13 protein-coding genes are annotated in these 12839 nt (G+C 65.9%); 5 read left to right on the forward strand and 8 right to left on the reverse strand.

Annotation, left to right across the window (positions count from 1 at the left end; genetic code table 11):
- Positions 1–90 precede the first annotated feature (90 nt).
- From V9L20_RS08950 to V9L20_RS08960, 3 genes are all read left to right on the forward strand, one after another.
- Positions 91–816, forward strand: a complete 726-nt coding sequence (locus tag V9L20_RS08950; RefSeq protein WP_337296314.1) for a phosphatase PAP2 family protein — start codon at positions 91–93, stop codon at positions 814–816.
- The gene (locus V9L20_RS08955) at positions 803–1372 is read left to right on the forward strand and encodes a phosphatase PAP2 family protein (protein WP_258507544.1); all 570 of its coding nucleotides are present in this window, start codon (positions 803–805) and stop codon (positions 1370–1372) included. Before V9L20_RS08950 ends, V9L20_RS08955 begins: the two co-directional genes overlap by 14 nt.
- An 89-nt stretch (positions 1373–1461) precedes the next feature.
- On the forward strand, positions 1462–3213 hold the full coding sequence (locus V9L20_RS08960) for a phosphoethanolamine transferase (protein ID WP_337296315.1): 1752 nt from the start codon (positions 1462–1464) through the stop codon (positions 3211–3213).
- A gap of 9 nt (positions 3214–3222) precedes the next feature.
- On the opposite strand, the gene V9L20_RS08965 is transcribed toward V9L20_RS08960, so the two are convergent.
- From V9L20_RS08965 to eat, 7 genes are all read right to left on the reverse strand, one after another.
- Complete coding sequence (locus V9L20_RS08965; RefSeq protein ID WP_337296316.1) at positions 3223–3801, reverse strand: peroxidase-related enzyme; 579 nt, start codon at positions 3799–3801, stop codon at positions 3223–3225.
- Positions 3802–3878: 77 nt separating this feature from the next.
- Entirely contained in the window at positions 3879–5141 is a 1263-nt protein-coding gene (locus V9L20_RS08970; RefSeq protein ID WP_337296317.1) for an HAD family hydrolase, read from the reverse strand.
- A 95-nt stretch (positions 5142–5236) separates the two neighbouring features.
- Positions 5237–6490 (reverse strand): type II toxin-antitoxin system HipA family toxin, encoded by a 1254-nt coding sequence (locus V9L20_RS08975; protein ID WP_337296318.1) that lies wholly within the window; start codon positions 6488–6490, stop codon positions 5237–5239.
- Complete coding sequence (locus V9L20_RS08980) at positions 6480–6824, reverse strand: helix-turn-helix domain-containing protein (RefSeq protein ID WP_337296319.1); 345 nt, start codon at positions 6822–6824, stop codon at positions 6480–6482. The genes V9L20_RS08975 and V9L20_RS08980 overlap by 11 nt, the downstream gene beginning before the upstream one ends.
- A gap of 69 nt (positions 6825–6893) precedes the next feature.
- Positions 6894–7679, reverse strand: a complete 786-nt coding sequence (gene eutC, locus V9L20_RS08985; protein ID WP_337296320.1) for an ethanolamine ammonia-lyase subunit EutC — start codon at positions 7677–7679, stop codon at positions 6894–6896.
- Positions 7676–9070, reverse strand: a complete 1395-nt coding sequence (locus tag V9L20_RS08990) for an ethanolamine ammonia-lyase subunit EutB (RefSeq protein WP_337296321.1) — start codon at positions 9068–9070, stop codon at positions 7676–7678. The genes eutC and V9L20_RS08990 overlap by 4 nt, the downstream gene beginning before the upstream one ends.
- Positions 9071–9077: 7 nt before the next feature.
- Complete coding sequence (eat, locus tag V9L20_RS08995; protein WP_337296322.1) at positions 9078–10499, reverse strand: ethanolamine permease; 1422 nt, start codon at positions 10497–10499, stop codon at positions 9078–9080.
- A gap of 107 nt (positions 10500–10606) precedes the next feature.
- On the opposite strand from eat, the gene V9L20_RS09000 reads away from it, so the two are divergent.
- Positions 10607–11032: an FKBP-type peptidyl-prolyl cis-trans isomerase gene (locus tag V9L20_RS09000; RefSeq protein WP_337296323.1), complete on the forward strand. Its 426-nt coding sequence runs from the start codon at positions 10607–10609 to the stop codon at positions 11030–11032.
- A 4-nt stretch (positions 11033–11036) separates the two neighbouring features.
- Here V9L20_RS09000 and V9L20_RS09005 read toward each other — a convergent pair whose 3' ends face one another.
- Positions 11037–11792: a glucose 1-dehydrogenase gene (locus tag V9L20_RS09005; RefSeq protein WP_337296324.1), complete on the reverse strand. Its 756-nt coding sequence runs from the start codon at positions 11790–11792 to the stop codon at positions 11037–11039.
- A 128-nt stretch (positions 11793–11920) separates the two neighbouring features.
- Between V9L20_RS09005 and V9L20_RS09010 the strand changes: the two genes are divergently transcribed.
- The gene (locus V9L20_RS09010; protein WP_337296325.1) at positions 11921–12838 is read left to right on the forward strand and encodes a LysR family transcriptional regulator; all 918 of its coding nucleotides are present in this window, start codon (positions 11921–11923) and stop codon (positions 12836–12838) included.
- The last annotated feature ends 1 nt before the right edge of the window (position 12839 follow it).

Here is a 12839-nt window from a genome sequence, read left to right on the forward strand (position 1 = left end):
GCGGGGTCAGCTTTCGTTCAGACCGCTTCAGGAACGGTTCAGGCCGCAAACGTAGGCTCACGGGGTGTTTTCAGACCTGCTTTTCTGCTCATGACGCGTGCGCCGAACTTTTCGAATCCGTCGAACATCCGCCTGGGGGGCTGGACCCTTCTTGCACTGGTGCTCCTGCTGGCCTGGGATGCCACGGGCGGCGATCTCGCATTGGCCCGCCTGGCCGGCACGCCCATGGGTTTTCCGTGGCGCGACAACGCCTTTCTTGTCCGCGTGATGCATGAAGCTGCAAAGAACCTGAGCTGGCTGTGCGTGATTGCGCTGTTCGCCGCCATCCGCTGGCCGCTGGGCCTCTTGCGGCGGCTGCCTCCCCGTGCGCGGGCGCAGCTGGCCTTCACGGTGCTGCTTTCGGTCATCGCGATCAGCCTGCTCAAGCACGCAAGCCATACGAGTTGCCCGTGGGATTTGAAGGAATTCGGCGGTGTGGCAAGCCATGTGTCGCACTGGGCGTGGAGGGTGTACGACGGCGGCCCGGGCGGGTGCTTTCCGGCGGGCCACGCCTCCGCCGCGTTCGCCTATGCGGGCGGCTTTTTCGTGCTGCGGCGCGTCTCGCAGCGCGCGGCCATTGCTTGGCTTTGCGTTTCGCTGGCCGCGGGATTGATGCTTGGCGTGTCGCAGCAGCTGCGCGGCGCGCACTACATGAGCCACACGCTGTGGACGGCCTGGATCTGCTGGACCGTCGGTTTTGCCATCGAGCTGATCGCCGCGCCCCGCGGCTCGCCCTTGCCGGCACCCGGGCCGGCTGCCTTGCATGCAGGCCCTTGATATTGCCCTGTTCGAGCTGATCAACGCGGGTGCCACGGCGCCGGCGTGGAGCATCCATTTCGCGCGCTTCGCCTCCGATGTGCTGCCGACCCTGCTGGCCCTCGCGGTCATGGGCGCGGCGGCAATCGACCGGCGCCTGCGCTATGCCTTCTTTACCGCGCTGGTCAGCGTGCTGGTCGTCTGGGTCGTGGTGAACGTGTTCCGCTCGGTCATGCCGTTCCAGCGGCCCGCGTTCTACGGGCTGGGCGTGCAGTGGGCGCCGCAGGGCGCGCGGCCGGGCTTTCCGAGCCTGCATGCCGCGGGCACCTTTGCCGCCGCGTTTGCGCTGTGGTGCCTGCCGTGGCGTGCGCCCATGATTGCGGCGCTGGTGGTGGCAGCCGTGGTCGGATGGAGCCGCGTGTTCCTGGGGCTGCACTTTCCTTTCGACGTGGTCGTCGGCGCCATGCTGGCCGCGCTCGTCGCGATCGTGGTCGAGCGCCGCGTCAGCCGCCCATTGAACCTGGCGCTCAGGGCCTATATGCGGCCCAGGTTGAGGGCGAGGCGAGCCCGCGCCTAGCCCCCAGGCGCGCCTGCGTGAGCCCATTCTGAACGCCGGCTGAACAGCGCATTCAGGCTTCCTTCAGTTGCGCTTTCTACAGTCGGCGCATGTCTTCCACGCGAATCGAATCCGCGCCAACGCGTGCCCTGCAACTGCCTGCAGCTGGCGCACCCTACCTGGCGTTTGCACATGCGCTGTGGGCGCGCATCGACCTTTGGCTTGCGCGGCCGCGCTCGGCGCAGCGGGTGGTCGTGTGGCTCGCCATCTACCTTGCCGCCGCCGCCAACTGGCCGCTGTGGGACGAGCTCGCGCGCATCGGCGGCGCACCCAGCGCCTACCTGCCCACGACCGCGGCCATGGCGGTGCTCATGGTGTGCGCCACGGTGGCGCTGCTGTCCTTCACGGCATGGTCGCGCTGGATGAAGCCGCTGTGGTTTGCCGTGGTGCTGCTGGCAGCGTTCGTGCAGCACTACATGCTCGAGTACCGCGTGGTGATGGATCCGACCATGATCGCCAACGTGCTGCAGACCGACCCGAACGAAGCGCGCGACCTCATGAGCTGGCGCATGGCATTCCATGTGCTGCTGGTCGTGCTGCTGCCGGGTGTGGCCCTCTGGCGCGCTCGCATCGTGCCGATGCGCTTCGTTGCCAAGCTCTGGCGCAACGCGGCGCTGCTGGTGCTGGCCGTGGTGGTGGCCTTGGCGGCGGCCGTATCGATGAACCGCCAACTCGCGCCGCTGATGCGCAACAACATCCACCTGCGCTACATGATGAACCCGGTGGCGAGCCTCTATTCGGCCGGCTCGGTGCTCATCAAGCCGCTGTTCAAGCGCAGCCGCAAGCTGATTCCCATCACCGCAGGTACGGCCCTGGGCGCGAGCTATGCCGGGCAGGCCCGGCCGCCGATGTTCGTGCTGGTGGTGGGCGAGACAGCCCGTGCCGACCACTTCGGCCTGAACGGCTACGCGCGCGACACCACGCCCGGGCTGGCCGCGCGGGGCGTGCTGAGCTACCGCGATGTGCATTCGTGCGGCACCAACACGCTCGCTTCGGTGCCGTGCATGTTCTCGCCGCTGGGCAAGCAAGGCTACGAATCGCGCAAGGACGACTACGAGAACCTGGTCGACGTGCTGCAGGCCGCCGGCCTGGCCGTGCTGTGGCTCGACAACCAGGCGGGCTGCAAGGATGTCTGCACGCGCATTCCGAATGCATCGGCCTTCGACAGCCTTTCACCGGCGCAGAAGAGCGCGCTGTGCGACGGCGAGGAGTGCCTGGACGACGTCATGCTCAAGGGCCTGGATGCACGCATCGCGGCGCTGCCGGCCGAGCGCCGCGCAAAGGGCGTGGTGCTGGTCATGCACCAGATGGGCAGCCACGGGCCGGCCTACTACAAGCGTTCGGCGCCGGAGGTGAAGCGCTTCCTGCCCGAATGCAAGACCAACGCGCTGGCGGAGTGCGGCCATGCGGAGCTGCAGAACGTGTACGACAACTCCATCGCCCAGACCGACCAGTTCTTGAGCCAGACCATCGACTGGCTCAAGGCTCAGTCGGGGAGCTACGACCCGGCGCTGCTGTACGTGAGCGACCATGGAGAGTCGCTCGGCGAGTACGGCCTGTTCCTGCATGGCGTGCCCTACAGCTTTGCGCCGGAAGCGCAGAAGCACGTGCCCATGGTCACCTGGTTCAGCCAGGGCATGAGCGAGCGCCGCAAGCTATCGATGCCGTGCATGGAAGCGGGGCTCGACACGCCGCTCACGCACGACAACCTCTATCACACGGTGCTCGGGCTGATGGACGTCGCCAATTCCACCTACAAGCCTGCGCTCGATGCGCTCGCGTCCTGCCGAAACAAGGCTTGAAGGATCGCGCTATTTCTTCTCGCGAGGCAGCCGCCCCATCAGGAAGAACTCGGGGTTCGGCTGCATGCCGCTGAAGCTGGCCAGGCGGTTGCTCAGGCCGAAGAAGGCCGTGATGGAGGCGATGTCCCAGATGTCCTCATCGTCGAAGCCGTGAGCATGCAATGCGCTGAAGTCCGCCTCGCCGACTTCGTGCGAGCGTTCGCAGACCTTCATTGCAAAGTCGAGCATGGCGCGCTGGCGCGGCGTGATGTCGGCCTTGAGGTAGTTCACGGCCACCTGGTCGGCCACCAGCGGTTTCTTCTCGTAGATGCGCAACAGCGCGCCGTGCGCCACAACGCAGTAGAGGCACTGGTTGGCTGCGCTCGTGGTGGTGACGATCATCTCGCGGTCGCCCTTGGTGAGCGAGCCTTCTTCCTTCAGCATCAGCGCGTCGTGGTAGGCGAAGAAGGCGCGCCACTCGGCCGGGCGGCGTGCCAGCGCGAGGAAAACGTTGGGCACGAAGCCGGCTTTTTCCTGCACCGCAAGAATGGCGGTGCGGATGTCTTCGGGCAGGTCTTTCAGCTCGGCGAGGGGGTAGCGGTCGGCCATGTTTTGTCTCCTGGGGGCAGTGCCACGATCATAGGCAACTCCCTCGAGAGCAGCTACCGCCCGCCACGTCCGCGTGCCTATTTCAGTGCCTTGGCCTGCGTGGCACCCAGCGGCGTGTGCAGCTGCGAAGCCACCCATTGGCCCGTGTTGTCGTCACGGCCCTGCAGCAGGTAGCGTGTGTCCGGCTTGCCGTAGTTCTGCACCGCCATCGCCGAGAACTTGCCGATATCCGTCTTGGGGTCGCGCAGGCGGTTCACGATCAGCACCTTCTTCGTGTCGGCAAAGTCGGCCATCATGTTCTGGTCGCCCTCGCTGTCGCCGGCAATGAAGCAGGGGCCATAGCCGTATTTGCTGACCAGAAAACGCTGGATGTTCTTCGTCTTGCCGGGGCCCTGCGTCTGGTCGTAGCCGCGGCGGAATTCCGGCTGGATGACGCCGTTGGCATCGCGCTCCAGCTCCATCGCCAGCACGCGCTCGGGCGGGTTGTTGTAGCCGAAGGCCGGGTTGGACGAAATCTCCTTGATCACGTCGACGAAGGACGCGGAACACACCCACACATCGAAGCCCGCATTGCGAAAGGCGGCGTACAGCTCCTGCATTTCGGGCTGCAGCCGAAGGCCGTTCTTCCAGCTGACCGAAACCACGCCCGCCTGGCCGGGCAGTGCCGTGGGCGAGGTCCACTTCACCTTGGCCACCGGCTCCTTCAACTGCCACGCCACCGTTTCCGCCGTGAGCTTGCGCACCTGCGCTTCGGTCATGCCGACGAAGAGGTAGGTCACCCAGGGGTAGGCCGTGTCGTGGTCGAAGGTGTCGCCAATGGCTTCGTAGAGATAGCGAACCTTGGTGGTGAACGCAATGTAGTGCGGGCTCAGCTTGACCGCCACGAGCGGCTGGGTGCCCTTGAGGCCGCTGTAGTTCTGGTAGAGCCACGTGTAGCTCGCCACGATGTCCGGCACCAGCAGATCGATGTTGACCGGCTTGCCCGCTGCATTGTTGTGCGCCGGAAGAAAGTCTTTCTTGGGAATGTTCTTGCGCAAGGCCACTTCGAGTTGCGCGGGCGTGGCGCCGAACACCAGGTTTTCGAGCTGGTAGATCAGCGAGGCTTCCTCGATGTCTAGGAACACGCTGGTGTTGTCCCAGTCGAAGACCACATAAGGCGGCTTGGCGGTGCTGTAGCCCGGGCTTCCCTTGCCGAGGCTGGAGATCAGGCCTTCGATCTGTGCGCGGTTGAAGGCGTCCCAGCGGCCCGGCGACAGGCCCTTGGCGGGCGAGAGACTGGCGCAGCCGGTGGCGGCGAGCGCGGCGGCAAGCGGGATAAGGAGGACGAGGCGGCGTTGCATGCGTTCCTTGTTGTTGTGCGGTGGTCGATGGGAAGCGCCGGGCGTATGCAGCGCCCGTGACACTTTCGCGTTGACCTACGCATCAGCCGTGCCAGCTACGCGTGCATGCGTGCGTGCTGCTGCTCGATGAACGCCGCCACCCGGCGCACGAGAGCGCGGTTTCCCCCTGCCGCCTCGACGCTCGCGGCGGCATGCAAGGCGACGGTTTCTTCCGTGGCGCGGATGATCGCGTCCGCCTGCGCCGCCGATAGCCCGAAATGCGAAGCCGCAGCGCGGGCCATTTCGATGCTCGATGCGTGCTGCCCCGGAAGAATGGCCAATTCCTGGTATCCCGTATGGCCGCCCAACTGCATGACCAGATCGAAAGCCGGCGCCAGGTACCAGAGGCCGTCTTCGCGCCGCAGCGCGCCATGGTTCTTGACGTGGTCGTCGCTGTTGCCCACCGCCAGGTTGAACACCAGGCGGCGAAAAAGCTCGGCCAGGTCTGCTTGCGGCTGCGCGGAAATGCGGCGCAGCAATTGCGCCAGCTCGACATAGCTGCCCCGGCTGGATTCGTAGGGCACGTCGAGCAGTGCCGAAGCCGAGAGGTAGTGAAAGCGGCGTTCGTCGCCCACCGGCCCCGCCCGGTCGAAGCGCTCGACAAGCAAGGCATGTCCTGCCGCAAGGGGTTGCAGCAGAAAAGGCGGAACTTCGATGCCGCAGGCATCGGCCAGCCAGAGCGTTGCCGCCTCGATCACTTCCACGTCGTGGTCGTCCCCACGCGATGCGAACTTGGCGATGCAGCGCCGGCCCTGGTGCACAAAGGCAGCCTTGGGGCGGGCGCCTCCCAGGCTGCCGCCGCGCAACAGCCTGTGCATGTCGGGGCCGATCTCGATTCCCGCTTCAATGCGGCGGGATGCCTCGGCGAGTTCCTCCAGCGAAAGCAGCGTCGATGACGGTTCTTCACTTTCGATGGGCAGCGATTCGGCAAACACCATCGCGCCGATGCGGTCCTCGTTGGTGAGCAGCAATGCGTCGATGTCCGACAGCGCTTTGCCCTGGCGTATTTCGAGCACCTTGCGGCCCCAGCTGTCCGGCAGCGCATCGCGCAGCGTGAGCGGCATGGCGCCACCGTCGCGAATGCGGCGCTCGGGCAGCACAAAGGTCGCATCGCGCAGCGGCAGATGCTCGGGGTTGAGCGGTGGGGACGCCGGGGCTTCAAGATAACGCCGCCCGTAGGCGAACTCGCCGGACTCCACCACGCCGCGGCGCACCACCTTCATCAGGCCGGCCGGTTGCACCCGTTCACCGGTGCGGTGCGCAAGGCCGACGTAGATGCTTCGCTCGTCGACGGCGCTGTCAGAAGTCACGTTCGTCTTCCGCGATCTTGCCTGCTGGGCCTTCCGCCGCCGACCTGCGCACGCGGCGCTTCGCGGCCAGCGCTGCGGGGGCGGGGGCCACGTTGTCCATCGAATCGATTTCGCCGAAGAGCCACAACGCGTGGGCGAGCAGGCCGATGCTGGTGCCCGGTTTGCCGGATTCGAGCGCGCGCAGGGTGTTTGGCGAGCACAGCAGCCGCTCGGCCATTTCGGCGATCGTCCATTCGCGATGGACCCTGTGCGCGCGAAGGCGCAGGCCGAGCCTTTCAAGGGGCTGGATGGTCTGCGAGGGCAGGGCGGAAAGGCTGTGGCTGCTTCTTGGCATCAATAAAATGACTATTAAACCGGTTAAAAGTCATTTTAATGCGTTTTCTCGCAGATGGTGGAGTGCGTGTTATCCGGGCAGTTCGGGCCTATGGGCGTCTTGCTGAAGCACCGCCAGATCGCTCTCGTCCTTGAGGCCGACGCCGGTCAGCCCTCTCTGCTGCGCCTCTTGCATCAGCCATGCCAGCTTGAACGCGGCGGCTTCGCAGGGCAGGCCGTCGGGGCGCACGTTCGAAATGCAGTTGCGCTCGGCGTCGTGCCGGCCGCGCTTGGGCGAATGGGTCAGGTAGATGCCGAGGCTGTCGGGCGAGCTGAGGCCCGGGCGTTCGCCGATCAGCATGACCGAGAGCGTGGCCCCGAAGAGTTCGCCCACCTCGTCGGCCAGCGCAACGCGCGCCTGCGTGGCGATGACCACGGGGGAGAAGCGCGTTTCCGCCGGCAGATGCGAGCGCAACGCAGCCAGCAGCGGCGCGGCATGGCGCGCCACTGCGAGCGAGGAAAGGCCATCGCCGATGACCAGGCACACGTCGCATTCGCGCTTTGCCGCAGCACGCAGCCGCTCCGCATCGGTGGGGTCGAGTTGCCGGCCCAAGTCGGGACGGCGCAGGTAGGTGGTGCGGTCTTCCGCACGGCTGCGGGCGTGCAGCGTTTCCCAGTTCTGTTGGCGCAGCGTTGCTTCGAGCGCATCGACGTCGAGTGCCGCATGGATGGCGTCGCGCGCCATGGCATGCGCCCATCCGAAGCGCAGCGTCTCGTCGGTCGGCATGCCGGCCCCGGCACGGCCCAGCGCCAGCCGCGCGGGCGTGGCCGAGCGCCACTGCGCCCATGGGTTGGGCGTGACGGGTTCGCTGCTCATGGCGCGAGTGCGGCCAGCCCGCTCATGTCCGCCAGCAGGCGGTTGGCCGACGGCGGTGCGAGTTGCCCCGCGGCATTGGTGATCTGCATGCGCTGCAGCCAGGCCTCGAATTCGGGCGCGCGCTTCAGGCCCAGCGTCTGCCGCAGGAATAGCGCGTCGTGGAACGAGGTGCTCTGGTAGTTGAGCATCACGTCGTCGGCGCCCGGAATGCCCATGATGAAGTTGATGCCCGCCGTGCCCAGCAACACGAGGAGGTTGTCCATGTCGTCCTGGTCGGCCTCGGCATGGTTGGTGTAGCAGATGTCGCAGCCGATGGGCAGGCCCAGCAGCTTGCCGCAGCAATGATCTTCCAGCCCGGCGCGGATGATCTGCTTGCCGTCGAAGAGGTATTCCGGCCCGATGAAGCCGACCACGGTGTTGATAAGCAGCGGCTTGTAGCGCCGCGCCAATGCGTAGGCGCGCACCTCGCAGGTCTGCTGGTCCACGCCGAAGTTGGCGTTGGCCGAAAGCGCGCTGCCCTGGCCCGTTTCGAAGTACATCACGTTGTTGCCCACCGTGCCCCGGTTCAGCGCCAGCGCGGCGGCGTAGGCTTCGTCGAGCAGCTCGGGCGTGATGCCGAAAGAGAGGTTCGCCTTTTCGGTGCCCGCAATCGACTGGAACACCAGGTCCACCGGCGCGCCCGCTTCCGCGAGCTTCAGCGTGTTGGTCACGTGCGTGAGCACACAGCTTTGGGTGGGGATCTCGAAGCGCTGGATCACTTCGTCGAGCATGTGCAGCAGCCGGCCGAGCACCTGCATGCTGTCGGAGACCGGGTTGAGCCCTATCACCGCGTCGCCCGCGCCATAAAGCAAGCCGTCGAGCGTGGAGGCGGCCACGCCGCGCAGGTCATCGGTCGGATGGTTGGGTTGCAGTCGCACGGCCAGATGGCCGCGCAGGCCGATGGTGTCGCGGAACCGGGTGACCACGCTGCATTTTTTGGCAACGGAGACCAGGTCCTGGTTGCGCATGAGCTTGGACACGGCCGCCACCATTTCGGGCGTGAGTCCCGGCGCCAGCGCCGTCAGTGCCTCGGTGGTGGCCTGTTCCGACAGCAGCCAGTTGCGGAAGTCGCCCACCGTGAGATGCGACACCGGCGCAAAAGCCTGTGCGTCGTGGCTGTCGACGATCAGGCGCGTGATGTTGTCGATTTCGTAGGGGATCAGCGCTTCATTCAGGAACTGCTTGAGCGGCGTTTCGGCCAGCACGTGGCGCGCCGCCATGCGCTGCTGCGCGGTGGCTGCGCCAATGCCCGCAAGATAGTCGCCCGAGCGCGCCGGGCTGGCCACGGCCATGACCTGCTTCAGGTCGCCGAATGCGAAGACCTGGCCGGCGATGGTGGTGCGATAGCGCATCTTTCCTTCAGGCGACCGGAGGCGATGAAAGCATCTCGTCGGGCGCCGCCGCCTTGCGCTGTGCAGAGGTCAAGAGAAAGTAGCCATAGGCCGCGGCCATCAGCACCAGGAACAGCAGCGTGAGCATGGCGTTGAACCACACCATGGCGCCGAGGCACACCACGCCAAGCCCGAGCGCAATGGCCGGAAACACCGGGTAGAAGGGCGCGCGGTAGGTGCGCAGCAGGTCGGGCTCGCTCTTGCGCAGCTTGAAGAGCGCGGCCATCGAGAGCAGGTACATCACGATGGCGCCGAGCACCGCCATGGTCACGATGTTGGCGGTGAGCGTTTGCCCGCCGAACTGTACCCACTCGTCGCTGAAGATGGCCACCACGCCGATCACGCCGCCAGCCAGGAGCGCGCGGTGCGGCGTGTCGAAGCGCGGGCTCAGGCCGGCGAAGTAGCGCGGCAGGTAGCCCGCGCGCGCCAGCGCGAAGATCTGGCGCGAGTAGCCCATGATGATGCCGTGGAACGAGGCAACCAGCCCGAAGAGGCCGATCCACACCAGCATGTGCAGCCAGCCGCTGTTGTCGCCCACCACCGCCTTCATGGCTTGCGGCAACGGGTCGTTGATGTTGGCGAGCTTGCGCCAGTCGCCCACGCCGCCCGCGAAGATCATCACGCCGAAGGCCAGCACCACCAGCGTGACGATGCCCGTGGTGTAGGCGATGGGAATGGTGCGGTGCGGGTCGCGCGCTTCCTCGGCCGCCATGGCCGCGCCCTCGATGGCCAGGAAGAACCAGATCGCGAAAGGTATCGACGCAAAGATGCCCGAGATGGCCGCGCCGTTGAGCACGTTGCCGCCGGCCCAGCCGTTGGCAACGAAATTCGCCATCGACCAGCCCGGCGTGACCACGCCCATGAACACGAACAGCTCGAAGATCGCCAGCACCGTCACGAAGAGTTCGAAGGCCGCCGCAATGCCGATGCCGATCCAGTTGAGCCCGATGAAGATCACATAGGCGCCCAGTGCAAACCACTTCGGGTTGATGCCGGGGAACTGCACATTGAGGTAGGCGCCGATGGCCAGCGCAATGGCCGGCGGTGCAAAGACGAATTCGACCAGCGTGGCGAAGCCGGCGACAAAGCCACCTGTCGGCCCGAAGGCTCGCCTGGCATAGGCAAAGGGGCCGCCGGCGTGCGGAATGGCGGTCGAGAGCTCGGTAAAACTGAAGATGAAGGTGGTGTACATGGTGGCCACCAGCACCGTGGCAACCAGAAAGCCGAGCGTGCCGGCCGTGTTCCAGCCGTAGCTCCAACCAAAGTATTCACCCGAAATGACGAGGCCCACCGCAATGCCCCAGAGCTGGATGGGGCCGAGCACCTTCTTCAGGTGGCCGGTGCCGGCCGGAACAGAGACGGCGACCGGGGTGGCTTCGATGGACTGCATGGAGCGTTCCTCTCTTTTTGCGGATGTTGACAGTGCGCATCCAGCAAAGCAAGGGCTGTTCCACCGCTCGCCATAATCATGCTTTTCCCATCCTTCCGAGGTATTCCGTGAAGTCCTTTTCTTCTTCGTCGCTCGTCTGTGCTGCTTTTCTTTCCGTGTGCGCCGTGTCCACCGCCTGGGCGCAGTCGGCCCCCGTCACCACGCCGAGCGGCCTGGTCTATCAATCGCTGAAGGAAGGCACCGGCGCCTCGCCGGCCGCAACGGATGTGGTCAAGGTGCACTACCGCGGCACCTTTCCCGACAGCGGCAAGGAATTCGACAGTTCCTACAGCCGCGGCGAACCCACCGAGTTTCCGCTCAACGGCGTGATCCCGTGCTGGACCGAAGGCGTGCAGAAGATGAAGCCGGGCGGCAAGGCCAAGCTCACCTGCCCGCCGGCCATTGCCTACGGCACGCGCGGCGCGGGCGGCGTGATTCCGCCCAATGCCACGCTCAACTTCGAAGTCGAGCTGGTATCCGTCAAGAAACGCTGATCGCCTAGATCTGCGCCATGCCGCCGTCGACGAACAGCTCGGCGCCGTGCACGAAGCTGCTGTCGTCGGAGGCCAGGAACACCACGGCCTTGGCGATCTCGTCGGGCGCGCCCACGCGGCCAAGCGGGATGTTCTGCGCCTGTGAGTCGATGAAGCCCTTCACCTGTTCCGGCGTGAGGCCCAGCAGGTCATAGGCCGGGGTCGGCACCACGCCGGGGCTCACGGCGTTCACGCGGATGCCGGCATCCTTCAGGTCCACTGCCCAGCTGCGCGCGAAGCTGCGCACCGCCGCCTTGGTCGCGCTGTAGACGCTGAAGGCGGGCGTGCCCTTGATGCTGGTGATCGATGCGTTGAGCACGATCGACGAGCCCTTGGGCATCATCGGCAGCGCCTTCTGCACGGTGAAGAGCAGGCCGCGAACGTTGGTGCCGAAGATCTTGTCGAAGTGCTCTTCGGTGATCTGCCCCAGCGGCAGCAGGCTGCCGCCGCCCGCATTGGCAAACAGCACGTCGAGGCGGCCTTTCTGTTCCTTGATGGTTGCGTAGAGCTGGTCGAGATCGGCAAGATTCGACACGTCGCCGAGCACGCCCGTCACGTTGCGGCCGATGGTTTTTACGGCCGCATCGAGTTCAGCCTGGCGGCGGCCTGTGATGAACACGTAGGCGCCTTCGGCCACGAAGCGTTGCGCGGTGGCCAGGCCGATGCCGCTGGTGCCGCCGGTGACGAGGGCGATCTTGTCGTTGAGCTTGGGTTGGGACATGGGATTCTTCCTTTGAATTGCTTGCTGCGAGGCAGCGTTGAACAGGCAAGGAAGTTTGGGCGCCATCCTCTCGCGGACCAAGACGCTGCGGCGGATTTGTTTATTCACAAATCACTAATAATCCGGCAATGGACCAGATCGCCGCCATGCGTGTCTTCGCCCGTGTGGTCGAGGCCGGCACCTTCACCCGCGCAGCCGATTCGCTGCAAATGCCCAAGCCCTCGGTGACGAAGCTGGTGCAGCAGCTCGAGACGTATCTGCGCGTGAAGCTGCTGCAGCGCACGACGCGGCGCGTGACGGTCACGCCAGAAGGTGCCGCCTACTACGAGCGAACGGCACGCGTGCTGGCCGAGCTGGAAGAGATCGAATCGGATCTCAGCAACGCGCAGGCAAATCCACGCGGGCGGCTGAGGGTGGACGTCGGCTCCTCGTTTGCCAACATGATCCTGATCCCGCAACTGCCGGCATTTCACGCGCGGTACCCGGAGATCGAACTCGAGATCGGCGTGGGCGACCGGCCGGTGAACCTGATCGGCGATGCGGTCGACTGCGTGATCCGCGCCGGCGAACTGAGCGACCAGTCGCTGGTGGCGCGCCGCATCGCGACCTTGCCCTTCGTGACCTGCGCCACGCCGGGCTACCTGGAGCGCCATGGCACCCCCAGGACGCCGGCGGACCTCGGCGACGGCGCGCACCGTGTGGTGGGCTACTTTTCATCGCTGAGCAACCGCGCCATTCCGCTGCGTTATGCGCGCGGCGAGGAGCGCATCGAGATCCATGGCCGCACCGTGGTGGGCGTGAACGAAAGCACCGCGCAGATCACGGCCGTGCTTACCGGCATGGGCGTGTCGCAGGTCTTTTATCCAATGGCCGCGCCGCACCTCGAAAGCGGCGCGCTGGTGGAGGTGCTGCAAGATTGGGCGCCGCCGCCATACCCGCTGCACGTGGTGTACCCCGCCAACCGGCATCTCAGTGCCAAGCTGCGCGTGTTCGTCGACTGGGCCGTGGCGCTTTTCGCGCCCTACAACCCACGCGCAGCGCGCTGAT

Source organism: Variovorax sp. CCNWLW225 (assembly GCF_037204045.1).
Taxonomy (GTDB): Bacteria; Pseudomonadota; Gammaproteobacteria; order Burkholderiales; family Burkholderiaceae_C; genus Variovorax.

What these genes read in the sequence shown, in the direction of transcription:
- V9L20_RS08950 (WP_337296314.1), top strand. Translation starts at nt 91, where the DNA reads ATGACGCGTGCGCCGAACTTTTCGAATCCGTCGAACATCCGCCTGGGG.
- V9L20_RS08955 (WP_258507544.1), top strand. Translation starts at nt 803, where the DNA reads ATGCAGGCCCTTGATATTGCCCTGTTCGAGCTGATCAACGCGGGTGCC.
- V9L20_RS08960 (WP_337296315.1), top strand. Translation starts at nt 1,462, where the DNA reads ATGTCTTCCACGCGAATCGAATCCGCGCCAACGCGTGCCCTGCAACTG.
- V9L20_RS08965 (WP_337296316.1), bottom strand. Translation starts at nt 3,801, where the DNA reads ATGGCCGACCGCTACCCCCTCGCCGAGCTGAAAGACCTGCCCGAAGAC.
- V9L20_RS08970 (WP_337296317.1), bottom strand. Translation starts at nt 5,141, where the DNA reads ATGCAACGCCGCCTCGTCCTCCTTATCCCGCTTGCCGCCGCGCTCGCC.
- V9L20_RS08980 (WP_337296319.1), bottom strand. Translation starts at nt 6,824, where the DNA reads ATGCCAAGAAGCAGCCACAGCCTTTCCGCCCTGCCCTCGCAGACCATC.
- eutC (WP_337296320.1), bottom strand. Translation starts at nt 7,679, where the DNA reads ATGAGCAGCGAACCCGTCACGCCCAACCCATGGGCGCAGTGGCGCTCG.
- V9L20_RS08990 (WP_337296321.1), bottom strand. Translation starts at nt 9,070, where the DNA reads ATGCGCTATCGCACCACCATCGCCGGCCAGGTCTTCGCATTCGGCGAC.
- eat (WP_337296322.1), bottom strand. Translation starts at nt 10,499, where the DNA reads ATGCAGTCCATCGAAGCCACCCCGGTCGCCGTCTCTGTTCCGGCCGGC.
- V9L20_RS09005 (WP_337296324.1), bottom strand. Translation starts at nt 11,792, where the DNA reads ATGTCCCAACCCAAGCTCAACGACAAGATCGCCCTCGTCACCGGCGGC.
- V9L20_RS09010 (WP_337296325.1), top strand. Translation starts at nt 11,921, where the DNA reads ATGGACCAGATCGCCGCCATGCGTGTCTTCGCCCGTGTGGTCGAGGCC.